18 protein-coding genes are annotated in these 22998 nt (G+C 70.8%); 11 read left to right on the forward strand and 7 right to left on the reverse strand.

Annotated elements, in window-relative coordinates; genetic code table 11:
• The 3 genes from AC1U89_RS23855 to AC1U89_RS23865 form a co-directional block, all read left to right on the forward strand.
• The coding region (locus AC1U89_RS23855; RefSeq protein ID WP_479902107.1) for a FecR family protein at positions 1–705 on the forward strand (705 nt) is incomplete at its 5' end.
• Positions 706–780: 75 nt separating this feature from the next.
• Positions 781–3585, forward strand: coding sequence for a TonB-dependent receptor (locus AC1U89_RS23860; protein WP_479902108.1), 2805 nt, complete (start codon positions 781–783; stop codon positions 3583–3585).
• A gap of 71 nt (positions 3586–3656) precedes the next feature.
• Entirely contained in the window at positions 3657–5126 is a 1470-nt protein-coding gene (locus tag AC1U89_RS23865; protein ID WP_479902109.1) for a CehA/McbA family metallohydrolase, read from the forward strand.
• Between the two features lie 168 nt (positions 5127–5294).
• Here AC1U89_RS23865 and AC1U89_RS23870 read toward each other — a convergent pair whose 3' ends face one another.
• From AC1U89_RS23870 to AC1U89_RS23880, 3 genes are all read right to left on the reverse strand, one after another.
• Complete coding sequence (locus AC1U89_RS23870) at positions 5295–7058, reverse strand: chloride channel protein (protein ID WP_479902110.1); 1764 nt, start codon at positions 7056–7058, stop codon at positions 5295–5297.
• A 202-nt stretch (positions 7059–7260) separates the two neighbouring features.
• Positions 7261–7773, reverse strand: a complete 513-nt coding sequence (locus AC1U89_RS23875; RefSeq protein ID WP_479902111.1) for a methylated-DNA--[protein]-cysteine S-methyltransferase — start codon at positions 7771–7773, stop codon at positions 7261–7263.
• Positions 7763–9268 (reverse strand): AlkA N-terminal domain-containing protein, encoded by a 1506-nt coding sequence (locus AC1U89_RS23880; protein WP_479902112.1) that lies wholly within the window; start codon positions 9266–9268, stop codon positions 7763–7765. The genes AC1U89_RS23875 and AC1U89_RS23880 overlap by 11 nt, the downstream gene beginning before the upstream one ends.
• 334 nt (positions 9269–9602) lie before the next feature.
• On the opposite strand from AC1U89_RS23880, the gene AC1U89_RS23885 reads away from it, so the two are divergent.
• Both AC1U89_RS23885 and AC1U89_RS23890 read left to right on the forward strand, forming a co-directional pair.
• The gene (locus AC1U89_RS23885) at positions 9603–10640 is read left to right on the forward strand and encodes a hypothetical protein (RefSeq protein WP_479902113.1); all 1038 of its coding nucleotides are present in this window, start codon (positions 9603–9605) and stop codon (positions 10638–10640) included.
• A 338-nt stretch (positions 10641–10978) separates the two neighbouring features.
• Positions 10979–12019 carry a hypothetical protein gene (locus AC1U89_RS23890; RefSeq protein WP_479902114.1) on the forward strand — a complete coding sequence of 347 codons (1041 nt, stop codon included), beginning with the start codon at positions 10979–10981 and terminating at the stop codon, positions 12017–12019.
• Positions 12020–12138: 119 nt separating this feature from the next.
• Here the strand turns inward: AC1U89_RS23890 and AC1U89_RS23895 are convergent, their stop codons facing one another.
• The 3 genes from AC1U89_RS23895 to AC1U89_RS23905 all read right to left on the reverse strand — a co-directional run bounded on the left by AC1U89_RS23895 (position 12139) and on the right by AC1U89_RS23905 (position 15224).
• Positions 12139–13446: an acyl-CoA dehydrogenase family protein gene (locus AC1U89_RS23895; RefSeq protein WP_479902115.1), complete on the reverse strand. Its 1308-nt coding sequence runs from the start codon at positions 13444–13446 to the stop codon at positions 12139–12141.
• A 93-nt stretch (positions 13447–13539) separates the two neighbouring features.
• A complete protein-coding gene (locus AC1U89_RS23900; RefSeq protein WP_479902116.1) occupies positions 13540–14172 on the reverse strand; it encodes a hypothetical protein in 633 nt (210 codons plus the stop codon).
• A gap of 62 nt (positions 14173–14234) precedes the next feature.
• The gene (locus tag AC1U89_RS23905; RefSeq protein ID WP_479902117.1) at positions 14235–15224 is read right to left on the reverse strand and encodes a transporter; all 990 of its coding nucleotides are present in this window, start codon (positions 15222–15224) and stop codon (positions 14235–14237) included.
• 231 nt (positions 15225–15455) lie between these two features.
• On the opposite strand from AC1U89_RS23905, the gene AC1U89_RS23910 reads away from it, so the two are divergent.
• From AC1U89_RS23910 to AC1U89_RS23935, 6 genes are all read left to right on the forward strand, one after another.
• Positions 15456–16046: a GNAT family N-acetyltransferase gene (locus AC1U89_RS23910; RefSeq protein ID WP_479902118.1), complete on the forward strand. Its 591-nt coding sequence runs from the start codon at positions 15456–15458 to the stop codon at positions 16044–16046.
• A 75-nt stretch (positions 16047–16121) separates the two neighbouring features.
• Positions 16122–16625 (forward strand): hypothetical protein, encoded by a 504-nt coding sequence (locus AC1U89_RS23915; RefSeq protein ID WP_479902119.1) that lies wholly within the window; start codon positions 16122–16124, stop codon positions 16623–16625.
• Between the two features lie 175 nt (positions 16626–16800).
• A complete protein-coding gene (locus tag AC1U89_RS23920; RefSeq protein ID WP_479902120.1) occupies positions 16801–18120 on the forward strand; it encodes a hypothetical protein in 1320 nt (439 codons plus the stop codon).
• A 76-nt stretch (positions 18121–18196) separates the two neighbouring features.
• Positions 18197–19441 carry a hypothetical protein gene (locus AC1U89_RS23925; RefSeq protein ID WP_479902121.1) on the forward strand — a complete coding sequence of 415 codons (1245 nt, stop codon included), beginning with the start codon at positions 18197–18199 and terminating at the stop codon, positions 19439–19441.
• A 108-nt stretch (positions 19442–19549) separates the two neighbouring features.
• Positions 19550–20320: a DUF4908 domain-containing protein gene (locus AC1U89_RS23930; protein ID WP_479902122.1), complete on the forward strand. Its 771-nt coding sequence runs from the start codon at positions 19550–19552 to the stop codon at positions 20318–20320.
• A 113-nt stretch (positions 20321–20433) separates the two neighbouring features.
• Positions 20434–22002, forward strand: coding sequence for an adenosine deaminase family protein (locus AC1U89_RS23935; RefSeq protein ID WP_479902123.1), 1569 nt, complete (start codon positions 20434–20436; stop codon positions 22000–22002).
• A gap of 172 nt (positions 22003–22174) precedes the next feature.
• On the opposite strand, the gene AC1U89_RS23940 is transcribed toward AC1U89_RS23935, so the two are convergent.
• A complete protein-coding gene (locus AC1U89_RS23940) occupies positions 22175–22603 on the reverse strand; it encodes a VOC family protein (RefSeq protein WP_479902124.1) in 429 nt (142 codons plus the stop codon).
• Between the last annotated feature and the right edge of the window lie 395 nt (positions 22604–22998).

The following is a 22998-nucleotide window of genomic DNA, read 5'->3' on the forward strand; positions in this document are numbered from 1 at the left end:
GCCCTGGCGGCCGGCCTGGCGGGCGCGGCCTATCTGGGACGCGACGTCCTGCTGCGCGACCGCGTGGCCACCGGGGTGGGCGAGCGCCGGACCCTGGCCCTGCCCGACGGCAGCTCGGTCGAGCTGAACACCGACACCGAGGTCTTCTGGCGGTTCGACCGCAAGCGGCGGCGGCTGTGGCTGTCCCGCGGCGAGGCGGCGCTGATGATCGCCCATGACCAGCTGAGGCCGTTCGAGCTGTTCACTTCCCAAGGTTTGGCCCGATTGGCCGCTGGCCAATTCAACGCCCGCCTGCGGCCGGCGGGGCTGGACCTGATCGTGCTGGCCGGCCAGGCGGCGGTCGAGACCGCGTCCGGCGCGGCCCGGGCCCAGGTCGTCGGGCCCGCCGACGCCCGCCAGGCCCTGGAGGTCACCCCGCACGGCGTCGCGGTGGTCGCCACCCCCGAGGACGAGGTCCAGAGCGTCCAGGCCTGGCGGCGCGGCGAGATCGTCTTCGAGGGCCAGCCCCTGTCGGTGGCGGTCGAGGAGTACAACCGCTACCTGACCCGCAAGCTGGTGATCGCCGACGACAAGGCCGGGTCCCTGCGCTTGGGCGGCCGCTTCCTGACCGGCGATCCCGACAGCTTCCTGGACGCTCTGCGCACGACCTTCGGTGTACGGATCGTCGAGGACGGACCGTCGCGAATTCTTCTTAAATCTCGATAGGGGTTTTGCCCCGCTCCCCCGTCTTGCCGTTCGAGACGCCGATCACGGCGATCAACGACAACAGGGGGCTCTCCTATGATCAAGACCTTGGGTCTGCGCCTCGGCGCATGCGCGTTGCTGGCCACCACGGCGCTGGTTTCCGTCGTCCCGGTGAAGGCCGTGGCCCAGGCCGCCGCGCGGGTGACCTTCGACATCCCGGCCGGCGACACCGCCACCGCCCTGAACGCCTTCTCGCGCCAGGCCGGCGTGCAGCTGATGTTCCCCTACGACGTGGCCGCCCGCCACCGCACCGCGGGGCTGAAGGGCGCCTACGGCCGCGAGGAGGCCCTGCGCCGGCTGATCGAGGGCGGCGAGCTGGAGATCGCCTCGGCCAACGCCCAGGTCATCACCCTGCGCGAAAAGGGTTCGGCCCCTTTGGCCGCCGGCTCGGCCGCGACTGACACCGTCGCCGAGATCATCGTCACCTCGCGCGCCGGCTCGGACGCCCGCACCCGGCTGGAGACCAGCTACGCCGTCACCACCATGAACGAGGAGTCGCTGCGCATGCGCGCCCCGATGGGCGTGGCCGACGCGCTGAAGGCCGTGCCCGGTTTCTGGGTCGAGGCCTCGGGCGGCGAAGCCAGCGCCAACATCCGCGCCCGCGGCATCCCGCAGGAAGGCTATTCGGCCATCGCCCTGCAGGAGGACGGCGCGCCGATCCAGCACGACGGCGGCCTGGGCTATCTGAACGCCGACCAGTCGTTCCGCCTGGACGAGACCATCGACCGCATCGAGGTGGTGCGCGGCGGTCCCTCGTCGATCTTCGCCTCCTACGCCCCCGGCGGCACGGTCAACTTCATCACCCGCAAGGGCGGCGACACGCCGGAAGGCATCGCCAAGGTCCAGATCAGCGACTACGGCACCAAGCGCGTCGACCTGTTCTACGGCGGTCCGTTGGCGGCCGGCTGGCACGCCTCGGTCGGCGGCTTCTGGCGCGAGGAGGACGGCATCCGCGACCCGGGCTTCGACGCCAACAAGGGCTATCAGTGGCGCATCGAGGCCGGTCGCGAGTTCGAGCGCGGCAGCATCGAGTTCAACCTGAAACACCTGGACGACAACGTCATCCTGTTCGCGGGCGTGCCGCTGAAGTTCAACGCCGCCGGCGAGCCCAGCGCCGCCCCCGGCTTCGACCCGCTGACCGGCACCCTGGCCGGCCCGGAAACCGCCCACCTGACCCTGCGCGGCCCGACCGGCCCGTTCAACTGGGACCTGACGCGCGGCACCGAGGTCGAGCTGACCCAGGCCACGGCGGTGTTCAAGTACGAGCCCTTCGACGGCTGGCGATTCCAGGACACGCTGCGCTACCGCACCTCGGAGTCCAAGCGCATCGGCCTGTTCCCCAACACCCCGGTGCTGGGCAGCGCCCGCATCGCCCAGTACCGCGCCGCCCTGCTGGCCGCCACGCCGGGCGCCACGGACGTGCAGCTGCGCTACACGACCAGCGGCGAGGTGTTCAACACCGCCGGCGCCGGCCAGAACGGCAACGGCCTCGTGCTGGACGGCTCGCTGCGCTACGTCTCGGTGCCGCTGGACGAGCTGATCAACGACGCCCGCTTCCTGCACAAGTTCGAGATCGGCGGCCAGACCCACGACGTGGCGTTCGGCGTCTATAACGCCCACGTCGAAGAGGCCTTCAACCGCTACTCGGCCAACGCCCTGCTGGACGTGCAGAGCAACGCCCGCCGCCTGGACCTGGTGGCCGTCGACGCCACCGGCAAGGTGCTGTCCAGCCTGACCGAGAACGGCATCAGCCGCTACGGCGCCGAGTTCGCCAACGGCGACGGCAAGTCCAACACCGTGGCCCTCTACCTGACCGACGAATGGAGCCTCACCCCCAAGCTGCGCATCGACGCCGGCGTGCGCTGGGAGAAGATCGAGTTCGAGGGCCGCAGCGAGCGGTCGGCGACCATCAATCTGGGCCAGTCGCCGACCCCGGCCGACGACACGGTGCTGGCCGGCACGGGCGTCTATGACCGCCTGGACCGCAAGTTCGACCACGCCGGCTGGACGATCGGCGTCGACTACAAGTTCACCGGCGATATGGGCATGTTCGCCCGCTACACCTCGGCCTTCCGCCTGCCGTCGCTGGGCGACTACATCACCAACGCCACCAACTCGACGGGCATGGTCCAGACGATGGACTTGTCGGAGCTGGGCTTCAAATGGGTGACCCCGAAGATCGAGCTCTACGCCACGGCCTTCCAGACCACCTATGACAACCTCGGCTTCGGCAGCCTGGTGTTCAATCCGACCACCGGCGCCTACGTCAACCAGACCAGCATGACCGACACCAAGACGCTGGGCCTGGAGCTGGAGGGCACGGTGCGCCCGGTCTCGTGGTTCGACGTGCGCTTCAACGCCACCCTGCAGAACCCCGAGTTCGGCGACTACAAGTTCGAGGAATCCTGCTCGGTCGCGGCGTCGGACCCGTCCTGCCAGGTCAAGCCGCCGGCCGCCACGGCCAGCCGAACCCGGGACTTCACCGGCAACCAGCTGGTCCGGGTGCCCAAGACCTCGTTCCGCGTCACGCCGGGCCTGAACCTGGCGGACGGCGCCCTGCGTCTGGAGGCGACGGTCGAGCGCTACGGCGACCGCTATTCCGACGCCGCCAACACCTCCAAGCTGCCGGCCTACACCCTGGTCGGCGCCACGGTCCGCTACAACATCACCGACGCCTTGACGGTCTACGCCTACGGCAACAACCTGACCAACGAGCTGGGCCTGACCGAGGGCAATCCGCGCGCCGGCCAGATCATCAGCGGCGAGGCCGGGGCCCTGTACGGCATCGGCCGTCCGGAGTTCGGCCGCTCGTTCCGCGCGGCGCTGATGTACCGCTTCTAGTCGTTTCTTCCCGCATTCCCCGCGACTGGGCGGCCGGTTTCGACCGGTCGCCCGCCTTTTTGGAGCCGAACATGGTCCGTTGGCTGGCGCTGATCTTCCTCTTCCTGGCGGCTCCGGCGTGGGCTCAAACAGGACCGGGGGCGGCCAAGTCCGACCTGGTCCTGACCGGCCAGGTGCTGGGCGCAGACCACCAGACCTACAAGCCGGTGACCTTCGAGGTGCCCGAGGGCGTCACCCGTCTGACCGTCGAGGTCGACTACGCCCGCGACCAGAAGACCGTCGTCGACCTGGGCCTCTTGGACCCCGTGCGGTTCCGCGGCTGGAGCGGCGGCAACAAGAAGCGCTTCACGGTCTCGGCCGAGGACGCCACCCCCAGCTACCTGCCCGGCCCTCTGCCGGCCGGTCGCTGGACCCTGCTGCTGGGCGTGCCCAACGCGCGGCCGAACTCCAGCGCCGCCTACGAGGCCCGGATCACCTTCGAGCGCCGGCCCGGCGTGACCAGCTTCGCGCCCGCGCCGCTGAAGGCCGCGCCCGGCTGGTATCGCGGCGACCTGCACATGCACACCGCCCACAGCGACGGCTCGTGCGTCGCTCAATCAGGCGTCCGCGCCCCGTGCCCGGTCTATCGCACGGTCCTGGCGGCCCAGGCCCGGGGCCTGGATTTCATCGCTATCACCGACCACAACACCACCAGCCACTACCAGGCCATGGCCGAGCTGCAGCCGGCCTTCGACCAGCTGCTGCTGATCCCCGGCCGCGAGGTGACGACGTTCCAGGGCCACGCCAACGTCTTCGGCCCGACGGCCTTCATCGACTTCCGGCTGGGCGATCCCAGCGTGCCGACGATCAAGGCCCTGCAGGACGCCGTGGCGGCGGCCGGCGGGGTGTTCTCGATCAACCACCCCAGCTCGCCGTCGGGCGAGCGGTGCATGGGCTGCGGCTGGACCGTTCTGGATACGGACTATGACCTGGTCCAGTCGATCGAGGTCGCCAACGGCGGCTCGCAGCGCGCCCAGGGCGGCGTCGAAGGCCCGCTGTTCGGAGTGCCCTTCTGGGAGGCCCAACTGAACGCCGGCCACCGTATCACCGCCGTCGGCGGCAGCGACAACCACGACGCCGGTCTGACGCCGGACACGCCCGGGTCCGTGGGGCGGCCGACCACGGTGGTCCATGCCGAGGCGCTGTCGACGGCCGGGATCCTGGCGGGCGTTCGAGCCGGCCGGGTGTTCATCGATCTCGACGGGACACAGGACCGGATGCTGGACTTGTCGGCGAGGTCCAAGGCGGGCGCGGCGGTGATGGGCGGCGTGCTGACGGCGCGCAAGGGCGAGGCGGTGGTGTTCACGGCGTCGCTGACCGGCGGCGAGATGGCGGGCGTCGAGGTGATCCGCGACGGGGTGAAGTTGGCCGTGGCGGTGGGACCGACCGGGGCCTTCACCGTGAAGATGGGCGACAAGGCGTCGTGGGTGCGGCTGAACCTGCGCGACGCCCAGGGACGGCTGCTGCTGATCGGGAACCCGATCTATCTGAAGCCTTCTTGAACCCTCTCCCAGAGGGAGAGGGAGGGACCCGCCGCGAAGCGGTGGGAGGGTGAGGGGTTAGGAACGGTCGACGGCGTGCCGGCGCGCCGGTCGAGGGGGTAACCCCTCATCCTCCCACGCCTACGGCGCGGGCCCCTCCTTCTCCCGATGGGAGAAGGATTTCCGTGGTTACCCCGCTTCCCCCGTCAGCTCCCTGCGCGCCTTGTCCAGCTCCTCGGCATACCGCCGCGTCGCGTAGGCCTCGGACAAAATCCCGATCACCTCGCGGTTCCCGTCGATCACCGCCAGTTCGTCGGCCTGCGTGTGGTCGAAGGCGCGCATGACCTCCTTGATCGACTGGTCGGCCGTCAGGGCGGTGTCGGCGTACTGGGCCAGGGCGCCGACCGGGGATTCGCTCTCGTCGGGGTGGGCGTAGGCCAGGGCGGTGCGGACGATGCCGGCGTAGCGGCCCGTGGCGTCCAGGACCACCACCCGCTTGGTCGAGCCCAGCGGGTAGCGGCGGCGGAACTCGGCCAGGGTGGCTTCGGCCGGGATGGTCTTGGTGTCCTTGCGCATCATCCGGCCGGCGGTCAGGGGGCGCATCCAGCTGACGTCGTGGGCGCTGCGGATGGTCTCGCCGCGCAGGTGCAGCCGCCAGGTCGAGAACGAGTAGCCGAAGGTCTCGCGCACGATGGCGCTGGCGATCAGCGAGGCCACCAGGGCGGCGGCGGCCACGGTGAAGTCGCCGGTCGCCTCCAGCACCAGGAACGACATGGTGAAGGGCCCGCCGACCACGGCGACCCCGAACGCCCCCAGCCCGACCAGGGCCGCCACCGTCGGGTCCAGCGACGGCAGCCACGGCACGAATACGGTCAGGGCCGCGAAGATCTGGCCCACCAGCACGCCCAGGAACAGCGAGGCGAAGAACAGGCCGCCCCGGAAGCCGAAACTTAGCGACACCACGCTGGCCAGGGCCTTCATGGCCAGCAGGATCACCAGCATCTTCAGGCCCAGGTCGGCGGTCAGGTTGACGTGCACCGCCCCGTGTCCGGCCGACAGCGTCTGGGGCGTGATCATCGCCATGGCCGCCAGGCCCAGGCCCCCGACCATCGGGCGGAAGGTCTTGGGCAGTTTCGTCTTGCCGACCAGGCCCTCGGCCGAGGCCACCAGCCGCATCAGGGCGATGCCGGCGAAGGCGCAGACCACGCCCAGCAGGGCGTAGAGGCCGTAGTCGAACCACGACTGCACGGCCGGGGTCGAGGTCTTCAGCAGATAGGGCAGGCCGCCCATCCGTCCGGCCACCAGCACCGCGGCCAGGGCGGCGGCGGCCACGGGGGCCAGGTTGGCGACGGTGTAGGCGCCGATGACGATCTCGAACGCGTAGAAGGCCCCGGTCAGGGGCGCGCCGAAGGCGGCGGCGATGGCCGCGCCAGCGCCCGCCCCGACCAGGGTGCGCATGTCGGCCCGGCGCAGGTTCAGGCGCTGGCCCACGAACGAGGCGACGGCGGCGCCGGCCTGGGCGTAGGCGGCCTCCAGCCCGACCGAGGCCCCGACCCCGTTCGACAGCAGGGTCTGGCCGCAGATGAAGGCGCTGTCGCGGACCGACAGGTGGCCGCCGTGCAGCGCGTTGGCCTCCACCGGGTCGACGGCGGGCTTGGGGCGGTACTTCAGCCAGACCCAGGTGGCCACGCCCAGCACCAGGCCGCCGATCGGGATGGCCCATAGCCGCCAGGGCGCGATCACGCTCTGGGCGCTGAGCCGCTCGTCCATGTCGATGGCGAACAGCATCACCTGCAGCCCGTGGGCCAGCTTGGCCTGCAGCACGGCCAGGGCCCCGGCGCCCGCCCCGATCAGGGTGGCCACCGCGATCAGCCACAGCTCGCTGGACCGGATCCGCCGCCGCAGCCAGCTGAGCCAGCGGACGGAGGTGGTGGTCGGAAGGGACAGCTGCATGGGGCGTGGGGGTTCCGCGGGACCCGGCCATCTTAGGGGATGTGAGAGGCGGGGGAACCTTTGAAATCCGCTCATCCCGGCGAATGCCGGGACCCAGATGGAATGGCTTTGGAGCTGACGCCAAAGGCGCTGAACTATTCCAATCAGACACACCGCCATGGGATCTGGGTCCCGGCATTCGCCGGGATGAGCGGGTCTTAGTTCAAATGTGGCCGCCCTCATGCGCCAGCAGCCAGCGCTTGCGCTCCACCCCGCCGCCGTAGCCGGTCAGGGAGCCGCCGGTCCCGATCACCCGATGGCACGGCACAACGACGGCGATCGGGTTGGCGCCGTTGGCCGCGCCCACCGCGCGGACCGCCGAGGGGCGGCCCAGCCGCTGGGCCAGGCCGGCGTAGGTCGTCGTCTCGCCCGGCGCGATCTCGACCAGGGCGTTCCACATCTGGTGCTGGAAGCCCGTGCCGCCGATCGTCCAGGGAATGGTCCGCAGCGCGGCCAGCTCGCCGGCGAAGTAGGCCGCCAGGCCGTCGCGCACCGCCGTCGGCGCCGCGCCGCTTTCCACGGTCTGGTCGCGGTGATGCAGGCGCAGGGCGCGGGCCAGGCGCGCGGGCTGGTCGTGGAACTCCAGCACCCGCAGCCGACCCAGCGCGTCGGCGACCACGTCGATCTCGCCGATCGGGGTGGGCAGCACGCTCAGCGTCAGGACCTCAGGCCGCACGCTTGACCTTCCGCACGGGCGGCGCGCCCTCATCGGCCAGCGAGGCCCACAGGTGCAGGGCCGCATAGGCTCGCCAGGGGCGCCAGGCCTCGGCCTGGGCCAGCAGTTGATCCGCCGTCGGACGAACCCCGTCGGGATCGGCCAGGGCGCGCATCAGGGCGACGTCGGCGGCCGGGAAGGCGTCGGGCTCGCGCAGCTGGCGCATGGCGATGTACTGGGCCGTCCATTCGCCGATGCCGGGCAAGGCGCGCAGGCGGGCCACCATCTCGGTCAGGCCGGCGTTCGGCGCCAGCAGGTTCGGATCGGCGGCGATGGCGGCGGCCATGCCGGACAGGCAGCGGATGCGCGCGCCGGGCATCTTCAGGCCCGACAGGTCGGCGGCGGCCAGGCGCTCGGGCGTCGGGAAGGCGTGGGTCAGGCCGGGCTCGGCCCCCAGGCCCGGAGAGGTCGCGGCCAGGGGCTCGCCGTAAGCGGCCACCAGGTCGCCGGCCAGCTTGCGGGCCTGCACGACGGTGATCTGCTGGCCCAGGATCGCCCGCACCGCCAGCTCGAACCCGTCCCAGGCGCCGGGCACCCGCAGGCCGGGCCGCGCGGCGACCATCCGGGCCAGGCGCGGGTCGCGCGACAGCACCTCGCCGATGCCGACCGGATCGGCCGACAGGTCGAACACCCCACGCACCCGGGCCAGGATGCGGGGCAGGGCCGAAGGCTTGGGGAAGCGCACCGCCACGGACAATCGGTCGCCGCCGATCGGCGTCACGGCGATGGTCCCGGCCGCGCCGTCCAGGGCGATGGTCCGGCGGTAGACGTTGTTCTCCACGACCTCGACGCCCGGGATGGCGCGCATGGCCAGGAAGGCCAGCATGCCGTCCCAGTCGTAGGGCGGGCGATAGCGCAGGGTCAGGGAGATGGCCTCGCCCGCGGGAGCGGGGAGGGCCTTGCGGCGGCGCAGGGCGGCGGGCGGCCGGTCGTAGAGCTGCTGGAAGGTCTCGTTGAACCGCCGCACGCTGCCGAAGCCGGCGGCCAGGGCGACCTCGCCCATCGGCAGGTCGGTCTCGTGGATCAGTTGCTTGGCCAGCAACACGCGGCGGGTCTGGGCCACGCCGACCGGCGTGGCGCCCAGGTGCTGCAGGAACAGCCGCCGCAGCTGGCGCCCGCCGACGCCGACGCGCTCGGCCAGGGTCTCGACGTCCGCATCGTCGAGAGCGCCCGCCTCGATCAGCGCCAGGGCGCGGCTGACGGTGTTGGACGCCCCGTTCCAGGCCCCCAGCTGCGGCGAGGTCTCGGGGCGGCAGCGCAGGCAGGCGCGGTAGCCGGCCTCCTGGGCCGAGGCGGCGGTGGCGTGAAAGGTGACGTTCTGGCGCAGCGGCGTGCGGGCCGGGCACACCGGTCGGCAGTAGATGCCCGTCGTCTTCACCGCCACGAACAGCCGGCCGTCGAAGCGGGCGTCGCGGGTCTGGATGGCGCGATAGCAAACGTCGGGGTCGAGATCCATGCGCCCGATCATAGCCCCGGAAGGGGCGCCGTCTCGCGGTTTTCGGACGTCGTCATGCCGAGGCGGCGAGTTGGGCGTCCTGCTCGTTTTCGTTGTCGCGAAGTGTCCTTCGCTGTGAGGTTTCAGTAATTGAAATTGTCGACTGCTCGACATTCGTTCATGTAGTTATGGGTCAAAGTAATATTCCTGAATGAGAAACTCGAAGTGCGACAAAATGCGCGTCAAAACTAGTCCAATACTGGTATCTTAACTGTCGATTAGGGGTGAAAATTACGACCTGATCAACCGCGATGGTCGCCCAATAGGCCTCAAGTTCGGTCTGGGGCCATCCATCATGAAGTATCCTGTTCTCTGGGCGACGAGCGCGCTGATCGCCGCCGTCGCCGTCTCTGGTTTCGCGGTCGCCCGCCAGGAGCGCGGCGAGCCGGGCGTCAGCCTGGCCCACGACGTGGTCGCCGCGGCCAGCGCCTTCGAAACCTACACCCGCGGCGCGGGCGCCATCTCGGCCTCGTTCGAAAGCGGCGGCGGCGTCGCCGACGCCCTGGCCAAGGGCGCGGCCTATCAGCCCCAGCAGCTGGACGCGGGCATGATCGCCTACGGCGCCATCGCGGCGCTGCAGGAGCAGGCCTTCATCGACGGCGTCCGCCGGGCGGCCCGCGAGACCTCGGACCAGGCGCTGATCGAGCGCCTCGAGGCCAATCCGGACAGCGTTCTGGAGATCGACGGCGTCGGGGCGGCCGCCGGCCGGGCCCAGGCGGCCCTGCTCAAGCGCGCCGCGCCGCTGGGCGTCACGGGCAAGGCGGTCAAGAAGGCGGCCTACGACGTCCAGCGCCAGGACTGGTCGAAGGGGACGATCGTCGACGCCGCCGGCCGCCTGGCCAAGGTCAAGGCGATCTCGGCCGCCTTCTTCGTGCCCGGCGACGACGACGCGGGCCGGCTGATCCAGGCGGCGACGGCCCCGCGCGAGGGCGACGCCTTCAACGGCGGCGGCGAGGGCGGGGCGGCCTTCACCCCGGTGACGACGCGCGCCGCGGCCCTGGCGGCCCTGGCGGTGCTGGGCGCGGCCGGCGACGACGACGTCGACGGCCTGGAGAAGATCATGCACGACGACCGCAGCGGCCAGTGCATGAAGATGGCCAAGCTGAACCTCTACCAGTGCCTGGCCGTCGCCGGTCCGCACTACGAGGACGTCTTTTGCCTGGGCCAGCACGCGCTGATCGACACCGCCCAGTGCGTCAGCGAGGCGGCGGGCGGCGGGGCGCTTCCGGCGGCGGCGCCCGGGCCGGCGGCCCGTCCGGCGCGCGGCTTCACGATCCCCGTGGCGGGTCAGGCGGTGGCGGCGATGTCGTCGCCGATCCCGGTCGGGAACTGAGGCGAATCCCGACGGGAGCGGCCGGACCGCTCCCGTCGGCGGTCCGGTCCGCCGAGGGGGCGGCAGGGTGTTTTGGGCTTTGAATACTGACGTTTGGAGAAGTGTCGACTTTCCGACATAAGGTCATTCCCGTAGTGAACTAGGGTGAAGACCTTATTTTTAAGATTAACGCACCGGAGGTGTGCAGTAAAATGGTCCAATACATGAACCATTGCTCTCGCTATGGCGAAAATATTGGGGAATGCTCCAGTTGAGGGACGTTCAGTAGGGCTGAAGTTCGGCCTGGGGCTATCAAGATGAAACACCCTGTCATTTGGGCGACGAGCGCGCTTGTCGCCGTGGTCGCCGTGTCCGGTTTCGCGGTCGCTCGTCAGGAGCGGAGCGAACCCGGCGTCAGCCTGGCCCGTGACGTCGTCGCGGCGGCCAGCGCCTTCGAAACCTACACCCGGGGCGCGGGCGGCATCTCGGCGGCGTTCGCGGACGGCGGCGGCGTCTCCGAGGCCTTGGCCAAGGGCGCGGCCTACCAGCCCGAACAGCTGGACGCCGGCATGATCGCCTACGGGGCCATCGCGGCCCTGCAGGAGCCGGCCTTCATCGACGGCGTGCGGCGGGCCACGCGCGACACCCCGTCGGAAGTGCTGGCCGCCCGCCTGCAGGACGACCCCGAGAGCGTCCTCGACATCGAGGGCGTGGCCGCCGCCGCCAGCCGGGCCCAGGCGGCCCTGCTCAAGCGCGGCGCGCCGCTGGACGCCACCGGCAAGGCGGTGCGCAAGGCGGCCTACGACATCCAGCGCCAGGACTGGTCGAAGGGGGCGATCGTCGACAGCGCCGGGCGCCTGGCCAAGATCAAGGCGATGTCGGCCGCCTTCTTCAATCCCGACGACCATGACACCGGCCGGCTGATCCAGGCGGCGACGGCCCCGCGCGAGGGGGCCGAGCGCACGTATGGCGGCGGCGGCGAGGGCGGGGCGGCCTTCACGCCCGTGACCGTCCGGGCCGCGGCCCTGGCGGCCCTGGCCCTGCTGGGCGCGGCGGACGACGACCATGTCGGCGACTTGGACAACGTCATGCACGAAGAAACCAGCGGCCAGTGCATGAAGATGGCCAAGCTGAACCTCTACCAGTGCCTGGCGGTGGCCGGTCCCCAGTATGAGGACGTGTTCTGCCTGGGGCAGCACGCGCTGAGCGACACCGCCCAGTGCGTCAACGCCGCGGCGGGCGCGCCCCGGGCTCCKGCGTCGCCGATCCCGACGGCGGCCCCGCGCCGCATGCCGGGCTTCACGATCCCCGTCGGCGGGCAGGCGGTGGCGTCGGCGGCGACGGTGGCGACGGTGGACGACGACCCCGACGGCGGGTGGGGCCCGGCGTCGGCGAAATAGCCGCCAAGGTCCGGGGGCGGGCCCGGACCGACGGCTTGAGGGGACGTCCAGAACTGAAGAAGGCCTCCCGGATCGCTCCGGGAGGCCTTCGCCGCTTGACCGCGTCGGGGGAGGCGCGGTCAGCGAATGCCGGGCACGTGCAGGGCGGCTTCTTTCTCGGCCTTCTGCTTGAAGACCAGGTCGCCGTACTTGCCGTACTCCATGCGGGCGATGGTGCGCTCGTGCACCTCGTCCGGACCGTCGGCCAGGCGCAGGGTGCGGATGCCGGCATAGGCCTTGGCCAGGCCGAAGTCGGTGGTCACGCCGCCGCCGCCGTGGGCCTGGATGGCGTCGTCGATGATCTTTAGGGCCAGGCGCGGGGCCGCGACCTTGATCATCGCGATCTCGAGGCGCGCCGACTTGTTGCCGGCCTTGTCCATCATGTCGGCGGCCTTCAGGCACAGCAGGCGGCACATCTCGATGTTGATGCGGGCCTCGGCGACGCGCTCCTCCCAGACCGAGTGGTCGGAGATGTACTTGCCGAAGGCCTTCCGGCTCATCAGGCGCTTGCACATCTTCTCCAGCGCCACCTCGGCGGTGCCGATGGTGCGCATGCAGTGGTGGATGCGGCCCGGGCCCAGGCGGCCCTGGGCGATCTCGAAGCCGCGGCCCTCGCCCAGCAGCAGGGCGTCCTGGATCGGCACGCGCACGTCCTTGAGGATCACCTCGGCGTGGCCGTGCGGGGCGTCGTCATAGCCGAAGACCGGCAGCATACGGACGATCTCGATGCCGGGGCTGTCCATCGGCACCAGCACCTGGCTCTGCTGTTGGTGGCGGCTGGCGTTGTCGGGGTCGGTCTTGCCCATGACGATGGCGACCTTGCAGCGCGGGTCGCCCACGCCCGACGACCACCACTTGCGGCCGTTGATCACATAGTGGTCGCCGTCGCGCTCGATGCGGGTCTCGATGTTGGTGGCGTCCGAGCTGGCCACCGCCGGCTCGGTCATCAGGAAGGCGCTGCGGATCTCGCCGTTCATCAGCGGGCGCAGCCAGCGCTCCTTCTGCTCCAGCGTGCCGTAGCGCATCAGCACTTCCATGTTGCCGGTGTCGGGCGCCGAGCAGTTGAAGACCTCGGAGGCGAAGCCGATCTTGCCCAGCTGTTCGGCGATCAGGCTGTATTCGAGGTTGGTCAGCTGGACGCCCTCGAACTGGAACGTGTCGTCGACGTGCGTTTGGCCGCTGTGCGGCGGCATGAAGAAGTTCCACAGGCCGGCGGCCTTGGCCTTGGCCTTCAGCTCCTCGACCACCTGGACGACCTTCCAGCGCTCGGCGCCCAGCACGTTCATCTCGGCCTCGTAGACCGGGACGGCGGGCTTGATGTGCTCTTCCATAAACGCGGTGACGCGGTCGAGGAAGCTGCGCTGGGTGGCGGAGATTTCGAAATCCATGGCGTTTCCCGGTCCCGTTCTTGTGTCTCAAACGCTTGTTTGAAACCGTTCTAACACCGAACTGACGCGGACGGCAAGCGGGGTTGGACGGGGTCAGGCGGTGGGCGAAAGCCACTGCCGGGCGCGGTCCAGCCAATCGCTGGCGATGTCACCGCTTGCGTCGCGATCGGCGGCCAGCACGGCCTGGGTTTCGGGGCGGGCCACGAACGCGTCCAGCCAGGCCGGGTCCTCGCCTTCGCGGGCGAGCGCGATCATGGCCGCCAGCTGCTTGCCGTTGGGGCCGCTGCGGACAGGGCGGTCGGGATATTTGCGACGCTGGTCGACGGGATCGGTGAAGCACAGGGCCTCGATCCTGCGCCGAGCCCGGACGCCGAAATCGGGATCGAGCAGGAAGGCGGTGGCCGCCAGTTGCGGCGCGACCCAGCTGGGCTGGTCCAGCGCGGCCCAGAGCGCCGCGATCAGGGGCGTCGAGGCGGGGCCGAGGGCGATCGCCGCGCTGGCGGCGACCACCTGCGGCCGCCAACCATGGGTGGGCGCGAGCATGGCGATGATGTCCGCCTCCAGGCTCGGGGCGGCGGCCTGGACGATCGCCTTCAGGGTGGCCACGTCGCCCTCCGGCTGGTGGCCCAGATTGAGAAACGTGAGGTAGCGCCCCTCGTCGAAGATCGGCGCCAGGACGCCGAAGATGGCGAAGGGCGAGGCGGCGGGCTCGGGGGCGTTGGTCATCGTGGACTCGGGCGCTGGAGGCGCAATCTCTACCATGGCCAGGATGAGATCGGGCGGCGCCCCTACAGCACGTAGTTCACCGCGATCACAGGCGTCACCGAGGCGGTGACGTTGCGGCCGGCGGGGATGATGCGGGCGCCCATGATGACGCCGACGGCGGGGCTGAAATTGTACTCGACGGCTGGGGCCAGGATCAGGGCCTGGCTGACCGGCGAGCGGCGCGCATAGGCGACGCCGGCGCCGTCCACGCCGCTGACCGTGGTCGAGGCGTCGCGCTGATAGGCCAGGTCCAGGGCCGCCACCCACTGGCGGGTGATGCTGTACTCGAAGGCCAGATCGACATTGAACGAGTCGCCCGGCTTGGCCCGTCCGTCGAAGCCCGTCGGCGTGCCGTAGACGCTGACGCCCTCGACGTCGGCGTGGCCCGAGACCGTGTAGGCGACGTTCAGGCGGGTGCGCAGGATGCGGCCGTTGGGCGTCCAGAAATAGGTCTGGGAATTGACCCCCAGGGTGGTGGCGTAGGCCCCGCTGCCGAAGCCGTCGTGCGGACGGTCGTCCAGCCGGTCGTAGCGGCCGGTGGGCAAGGTCTCCTGCAGCAGCACCGAGATCGTCGGGGTGCGGCCGCCTTCCTTCCACTGGGTCAGGCGGTATTGGCCCTGGACGGTGAAGTCGCCCAGCTGGACGCCCGAGCTGGAGCCGGCCTTGGTCCGGGCGTAGCCGAAGCGCGGGATGACCCCGGCGGTGAAGGTGTCGGTGACGCCGTACAGCAGATAGGTCAGCGAGCCGAAGCCGTCGGCGTCCGGGACGTCGTGGCGCTTTCCCTCGCCGTCGATCGCGCCGTAGGGCTTGGCGTCGTACAGATAGGGCTCGATCAGGGCGTGGCCCTTGGGCAGGGTCGAGGCGCCCGAGGCCAGGATCGGCCCGGTCCACCAGGCGTCGGACACCGCCTGGCGCGCGGCCGGCGCATCGGTCGCGAAGGCGGGGGCGGCCAGGGTCAGCGGACCCAGCAGGGCGGCCAGCCCCATCGCGGCCCGGCGTGGGTTGCAAGTCATCGGTCTCTCCCCGTGTGCGTCGCGGTCCGCAGCGGCCGCGCGTCGTCGTTAGGCGGTCGCGCCGGCGACCGCCGCCCGGAACTTGCGGCCTGGTGATGTCGGGATGTGTCAGCAGCGTCGCGCCGCCCGCACTCTCCCCGTCGCCGCCTTCGGGGCAAAGAGCCAAACCGGTGGAAAAGAGGGGCGCCAGATGCTTGCGCCGGGCCGCCGGTCGAGGCCATCCTGCCGGCCATGAACATCCAGATTCACCCCCTCGAAGGCCGCTACGTCCGGCTGGAACCGATCACCGCCGAACTGCGGGCCGAGCTGAAGGGGGCGATCGATTGCGACCCCGCCAGCTGGGAGATCATGTCGACCAACGGCTGCGGCGAGGGCTTCGCCGACTGGTGGGGCGCGCTGAAGGGCGAGACCGAGCGCGGCGAGCGCATCGGCTACGCGATCCGCCGGCTCAGCGACGGCAAGGTGGTGGGCACCTCCAGCTACCTGAACATCCGCAAGCTGCATCGCGGGCTGGAGGTCGGCTCGACGTTCCTGCATCCGGACGCCCGGTCGGGTCCGATCAATCCGGAGTCCAAGCTGCTGATGCTGGGCCATGCCTTCGGCGCCGGGGCGATCCGGGTCGAGTTCATGATCGACGTCCGCAACGCCCGCAGCCAGGCGGCGGTCGAGAAGCTGGGCGCCGACCGCGAGGGCGTGCTGCGCAACCACAAGATCACCTGGACCGGCCACGTCCGCGACACCGCCGTGTTCTCGATCACCGACGCCGACTGGCCGGGCGTGAAGCAGCGGCTGGATTTCCGGCTGCAGGAAACCTTCGCTTAGGGACGCGCCTCGTAAGGTTTCTCCCAGGCGCTGGTCGCGAAGAGGCGCCGGGCCTATTGGATTCCGGGGTGGGGCATGAAGGTTGACTGGTCGACACTGGCGGCATGGGTCGGCGCGATCGGTGGCCTGAGTGGATTTGCATCTTTTGCCGCCACTGCGTGGTGGCGGAGACAGGATCAGCGACGGATCGAGACGGATCGGCTGTCGGTTCAGCGTATATCGCGCGAGGCCTATGGGCTGACCTTCTGGGTCAAGTATGCCGAAGCGACGCCTTCTGAAGGCTTGAAGGTGAAAGTCGAGATTCTAGGCGGCGGAAGCGGCGGGCCCTTCGTGGAGGTTTGCATTCGAAAGCCGTACGATACGACGACTGGCAGGTCCGAGTTGGAGCTTCCGTCTCAGAGGCTGAATCTGGTCGAAACCAGCTTGGGCAATTGGACTGGCGACCCGCAAGGCGTTCACGCGGCGTGGCTTCTGCTGCACGGATCTCCTCCTCCAAGAAAAGCGAAGGCTCGCATCACCGTCTGTGGGAGCGCCAGCGGACAGAAGTTGGCCTCGAAGACGCTGCATGTAGCGGCTTAGTTTCCTTGAATTTGGCCGCGCCGGTGTTGCGAAGCCAGATCCTATCCGCGCCCAATTGTCACAGTTCTGCGAAGAACGCTGATCTTTGAGGTAAAGATGGCGTTAGCTATCTTCACGTAAAGATTTCGCCAAGCTTTCGCGCGTAGTTTCCCGGCCCATGACGGCTATTGCGTGCTTGAGAATTCTGGTCGCCGGGACCCCCAGTCCGTTGGGCGAGGCGGGTCGGAACATCCCGGTCTCCCAGGTGGAAGCCGCCGCCGACCTGTACCTCAAGCATCGCTGGAAGGCCCCGCGCCGCTACGGCGCCGTCGCCCCCCTGGCCTTCGTGCTGGCCGACACCAAGGCCGACAGCCTCGATCCCGTCGAGATGCAGACCCTGGCCGTCGAGCTGGAGGCCGGCCTGTTCCCGGACCGCCAGGCGGGCCAGGTCTGCCTTCTGACCTTCGAGGGCGACGAGACCTCGGTCCTCCAGTTCGCCGCCCTGTCCCAGGCTTCCCTGGCCAGCCTGATCGCCGGTCGCGGCTACGCCGGTCCCGCCGGCCACGTCCAGGTGATCACCGCCGCCGAGATCCGCGCCGTGCCCAGCGCGCCCAGCGAGGCCGTGGTCGACGAACAATTGCAGGCCGCCCTGAACGAGACCGCGCCGGCCAAGGCCGCTCCGGCCGCCGAGCCCGCGGCTGAAGCTGTCGAGGCCGTCGCCGATATCGCCCCGGCCGCGGACAAGGCCGCCCAGCCCGCCGCCGCCGCCGCCAAGCCGGCCGCCGTGAAGCCGGCGCCCGCTCCGGAAAAGCCCAAGCCGCCGCCCCCGCCGGCCACCGGCTGGTGGGGCCTGTACCATCCGCCGTCGGAGTCGTTCGTCGGCGCGGCCATCGGCCTGCGCGCCGACCTGCTGAGCCCGCGCCCCACCGACGACGCCCCGCTGCTGACCCGCGACCTGACCTGCCTGAACGACGCCCAGGCCGCCTTCGCCAAGGCGGGCGAGGCGGGCATGCTGTTCGTGCCGTTCAGCTTCTGGAACCTGACCGCTCCGTCTTCGCAGGAAGCCTACAAGCGCCGGCTGTCGCGCTATCCGATGGCCATGCAGGCCCGGCTGGGCGCGACCATCTATGACACCCCGCGCGAGCCCTCGCTGGGCACGCTGGGCCAGATCCGCGCGTTCCTGCAGCCGCACTTCGCGTTCATCGACCTGAACATCACTGAGCCCAATTTCCCGGTCGCCACCCTGCCGGGCGATCTGGCCACCAGCATCACCCTGACCCTGCCCGACGACGACCTGCGCCTCCGCATCGAGGCGATCGCCAAGTTCGCCTCGGCCCAGGGGGCTTACCGCGCAAAGGGGGTTCGACAAGGCGTCACCGGCCTGCGCGACCCCAAGGAGCTGGAAGCCTGCCGCGCCGCCGGCCTGCGCTTCGTCTCCGGTCCCGCGATCACCGACCTGATGGCCAGCCCGATCGGCGCCGCCCCGGCCCCGGCCCTGCCGCTGAAGGTCGCCTAGCAGGCTCGCGCCCCGCGACGCTGGGTCGCGGGCGATCCCAGTCTCCCGCTAACCTTCCCCCGCGCATGCTGGTCGCATGACAGCGATCGCGTGCTTGAAGGTCTTCGTGGGCGACGAACTGCGGTTCGCCGACAACGACACCATGGCCGGCCTGGTGGGCAAGGTGGCCGGAGCCTATCTGGAGACCACCTGGCTGTGGCCGCGCCGCTATGGGCTGGTGGCGCCGTTCTCGTTCGTGCTGGCTGACCCGCGCGCCACCCAGCTGGACGCCCGCGAGCTGCAGGCCCTGTCGCGCGACCTCCAGCACAAGCTGTTCGGCGACAAGGGCGAGGGCGACATCGTCCTGCTGATGTTCGAGGGCGACCAGACCGACGTCATGCGCTTCGCCGGCCTGCACGCCGCCGAGCTTAAGGCGCTGCTGAACGGCGAGGACGACGGCTCGATCTCCGGCCGGGTCTGCCGCATCACGCCCGACGGCGTCACCTCGGTCGTGCCCCAGGGCGGACCCGTCTGCGGGGCGCCGACCATGGAGGAGCTGGCCGCCCTGGCGCCGCCCGCCGGGGACCCCGGTCCGCCGGCCCGGGTCGGCTGGCGCGGCGTCTATCACGGCCCCCGCCAGGTGTTCATCGGCAGCGTCGCGGTCTGGCGGCCGGCGCGGACAGCGTCGGTGTTCGGCCTGTCGCCGGCGCGGCAGGAGGCCGACCGTCCCGAGGACGACATCCCCGCCCTGGGCGCCGCGGCCGAAGCGCTGGCCGCCGTGCCGGTGGGGGTGATGTTCTTCCCGATCAGCTTCTCGACCATCGTCAAGCCCGCGGGCCGGGCCGAGCTCTTGCCGCACCTGGAGGCCCTGCCGGCCGGCTCCCGGGCCCGCCTGGCCGCCGCCGTCTACGACACGCCGCGCGCCCCGTCGTTCTCGGCCCTGTCCCAGGTCAAGCGCGCCCTGGACCCGTACTTCGCCCGGCTGGACCTGCGGGTCGCCGATCCGGCCTTCCGGATCGAGGACCTGCCGCCGGACCTGGCCAGCAGCGTGACCCTGGTCCTGCCCCAGGCCGACGAGCCCACCCGCCTGGCGGCGATCAACCGCTTCCTGCGCGACGCCCCGGCCTATCGCCGCAAGCAGGTCTGGCAGGGGATCACCGACGTGCGCACCCGCCGCGAGCTGAACCACTGCATCGAGCAGCAGGCGCCGTTCGTGACCGGCGAGGCGGTCACCGACCTGCTGGAGACGCCGGTCGGMGCCACGCACCTGCCCTGGCTGAACCTGCCGATGCACGACTGGTCGGCGACGCCCGAGATCGCGCCCGTCTCGTCGGTGGCCTGAGGCGTCATTCTTTCGCCGCGTTGAGCGCCAAGCTTCGCCCCGAGGTTGGCGGGCAATCTCATGGGGCCCCGGATCTCGAGGGGCGCGGTTCGTGGGACAGCGGTCACGATGACGTCTCGGCGCCTGGGCCGCCGCCAGTTCTGGTGGATCGTCGCGTCGATGCTGTCGGCCGCGGCGTGGCCGCCGCCCGAGGCCGCCGCTGACACCCTGAAGGAGCGGCTGGAGGCCCGGATGGGCCTGCGCGCCAAGCCCATGACCTCGCCCAGCGCGCGGTTCCGGGCCGAGGGCGGCGAGGTCTTCGTGCTGGACCGCACCGCCCCCGGCGCCCTGATGAGGTTCCAGAACCGCGACGAGGTCTGGCTGCTGGACGGCCACGCCGCGCCGCGCGGCGACACCGTATTCAAGAACGACGTCGGCGACACCGTGCTGCGGGCCAGCAAGCTGGGCGGCCTGACCCTGTTCACCCGCCAGGCGCCCAACGGCCAGGCCGTGACCGCGATCGGGTCGGCCGAGCCGCTGTCCGGGCGGCGGCCGATGTCGTTCGTGGCCCTGTTCCGCGCCCTGGTCGCGGCCGGCCACCGCGCCACCCGCGCCGCCCAGCATCCGCTGACCGTGACCCTGCTGGACGAGGCCACCGACCAGACGGCCGGGGCGATCGCCGACGCCGGGGTGGTGGTCGCCGAGGCCTTCGAGGACCTCGACCGTTCCGGCCGGCGCGACCTGCTGGCCCGCTGGCGGCGGGTCCATCTGGCGCTTGGCGACAGGGCCKACGTCAAGGTCGAGGGCGACGTGCTGGTCGTGGTCCTGAACCCCCAGAAGGGCGTGGCGGGCCGCCCCTCGTCGGCTAGGATCGAGAAGGCCCTCAAGCGCGGACGATGAGCCCGTMCCGTCCAATCCGTGTCGGGAAGTTCCGGGCGGATGGATTTGCGCTGGATTCGACGCGCGACGCCCATCACCTTGGTCGGCGATTTCAGGTTGGGCGGGGCGAGACGATGATCGGCGTGAAACGACTGGCGGGCGCGGCTCCTGTCGCCGTGTTGACGGCCGCGCTGCTGATGGCGGCGGGGAGCGCCCACGCGCAGCGGCCGCCGCCCTCCACGTCTCCGTCTCCGGTGGTCGCCCAGGCCGCCGAGGCCAGCACGGTCGGCCGCTTCAACGCCGTCGCCAAGGACCGCGCCCAGCTGCGGCTGTTCCTGCGGGCCATGCCCAAGGGCGGCGACCTGCACAACCATCTGTCCGGCGCGGCCTATGCCGAGGACTTCCTGGCCTGGGCCGACGAGGGCGGCCTGTGCGTGACCACCGACGTCCTGCCGTCCATCGTCCCCGGCCCGTGCGACGCGCCGGGCAAGGTCCCGGCCAAGGGTCTGGCCCGGGCCGACACCGCCCTCTACAACCGGGCGATCAACGCCCTGTCGATGCGCAATTACGACGCCGGCGCCGACGGGGCGATGGCCTCGGGCCACGATCAGTTCTTCGCCACCTTCGGCCGGTTCGGCGCCGCGGGCGACGGCCAGCTGGGGGCCATGCTGGCCGTCGCCCGCGAATACGCCGCCGGCGACACCGCCGGCTATGTCGAGACCTCGGTGAACCCCACGGCGATGGGCCAGCTGGCCTGGTCGTTCAAGGACACGCCCTGGACCGGCGATTTCGCCGGCGCCCTGGCGGCGATCAAGCCCCGGCTGCCGGCCATGGTCGCCCAGGCCCGCCAGGAGTTCGACGCCGCCGAGGCCGAGGCCGACCGCCGCCAGGGGTGCCTGGCCCAGAAGCCGCGCATGGGTCCTTGCGCCGTGGTGCTGGGCTATCAGGGCTTCGCGGTGCGCATCCTGCCGCCGTCGGTGGTCTTCGCGCAGCTGGCCTCGGCCTTCGCCTTGGCGGAGGGCGATCCGCGCTTCGTCGGCGTCAACATCGTCGCGCCCGAGGACCATCCGGTGTCGCTGGCCGACTATGACCTGCACATGCGCATGCTGCAGTACCTGCACGCCCAGTATCCGGAGGTGAAGCTGTCGCTGCACGCCGGCGAGCTGACCCTGGGCCTGGTCACCCCGCGCGAGCTGCGCTTCCACGTCCGCGAGGCGGTCGAGGTCGCCGGCGCCAGCCGCATCGGCCATGGCGTCGACATCGCCTACGAGGACGGCGCCCAGGACCTGCTGAAGCGCATGGCCCGCGACAAGGTGGCCGTCGAGATCAACCTGACCAGCAATGACGTCATCCTGGGCGTCAAGGGCGCCGACCACCCGCTGCAGCTCTACCGCCGGGCCGGCGTGCCGTTCATGCTGTCCACCGACGACGAGGGCGTCTCGCGCATCGACCTGACCAACGAGTACGTTCGCGCCGTCACCGAGCAAGGCCTGACCTATCTCGACCTCAAGGCCGCCGCCCGGGCCAGCCTGGAATACAGCTTCCTGCCCGGCCCCAGCCTGTGGGCCGCCCCCAAGACGCCGGTGGCCGCCTGCGCCAAGGCCGGCCCGGCCTGCGACGCCTTCCTGGCCGGCAGCCGCAAGGCGACGGCGCAATGGCGGCTGGAACGGGAGTTCCTGGCGTTCGAGGCGGGGACGCGGTGAACCCCCCTCCCCTCGGGGGAGAGGGTGGCCTCGCGGAGCGAGGTCGGGTGACGGGTTGAAGACCTGACCGCCGCGATCAGCCGCAAGGCCGGTCGCGGCGGTTCTCGTTTGGGCGACCCCTCATCCGTCGGCTCCGCCGACACCTTCTCCCGCAAGGTGAGAAGGAGGCATCTCACCCCTTCGGCGGATCGGGGAAGGTGATCTCCACGCTKGGCGCCGAGCGGTCGTGCGGCCCGTGGAACACCGCCTCGATGTTGTTGCCGTCGGGGTCGTAGGCGAAGGCGGCGTAGTAGCCGGGGTGGTAGGGCCGCTCGCCCGGCCCGCCGTTGTCGCGTCCGCCGTTGGCCAGGGCGGCGGCGTGGAAGCGCTTGACCGCTTCCTGGTCGGCGGCCTGGAACGCCAGGTGCACGTGGCTGGCCGGCTCGCCGACGTCGACCCACAGCTCGTCGGCCCAGAAGTGGTCGCCGTGCCCGGGAATGCTGCCCTCGACCACCGGCACGCCGATCACCTCGAGCACGGCCTTGTAGAACCGTTTCATGGCGGGCAGGTCCTGGGTGCGCAGGTGGACGTGGTCGATCAGTCGACCGCGATGGAGTTGCATGGCTGGGGCTCCGGAGGACGGGTGTTCCGGGATCAACGTGGCGGGGCGCGGTGGAGTTTCGGACGGCGCGCGGGCAAGGCCGGGGACATGCCCGTGGGCGTGTCCCCAAAATGCGCACTGCGCTCTGCTGGGGACACGCGCGAGCGCATATCCCCGACCGGGAAGCCCGGCGGGTGGGAGGCGGCGGAGCGTCCGGGCCATGCCCGGAGGAGTGTGTTTGCAGAGTACCGTTTCGACAGGGTCCGAACGCTCCGCGCGGATCGTTTTCCGGAAGCCTTCGGATCGCGGATTTTTAACCCGCTCCGATGGAGGCCCCCGACGGGCGGAAGGTTGACGCCCCTTCCGGACCGCCCGGGCGATTTCAGCCCGGGCCTGCCGCGTCCGCCGATCCTTCG

It is taken from the genome of Caulobacter sp. 05T431 (genome assembly GCF_056665975.1).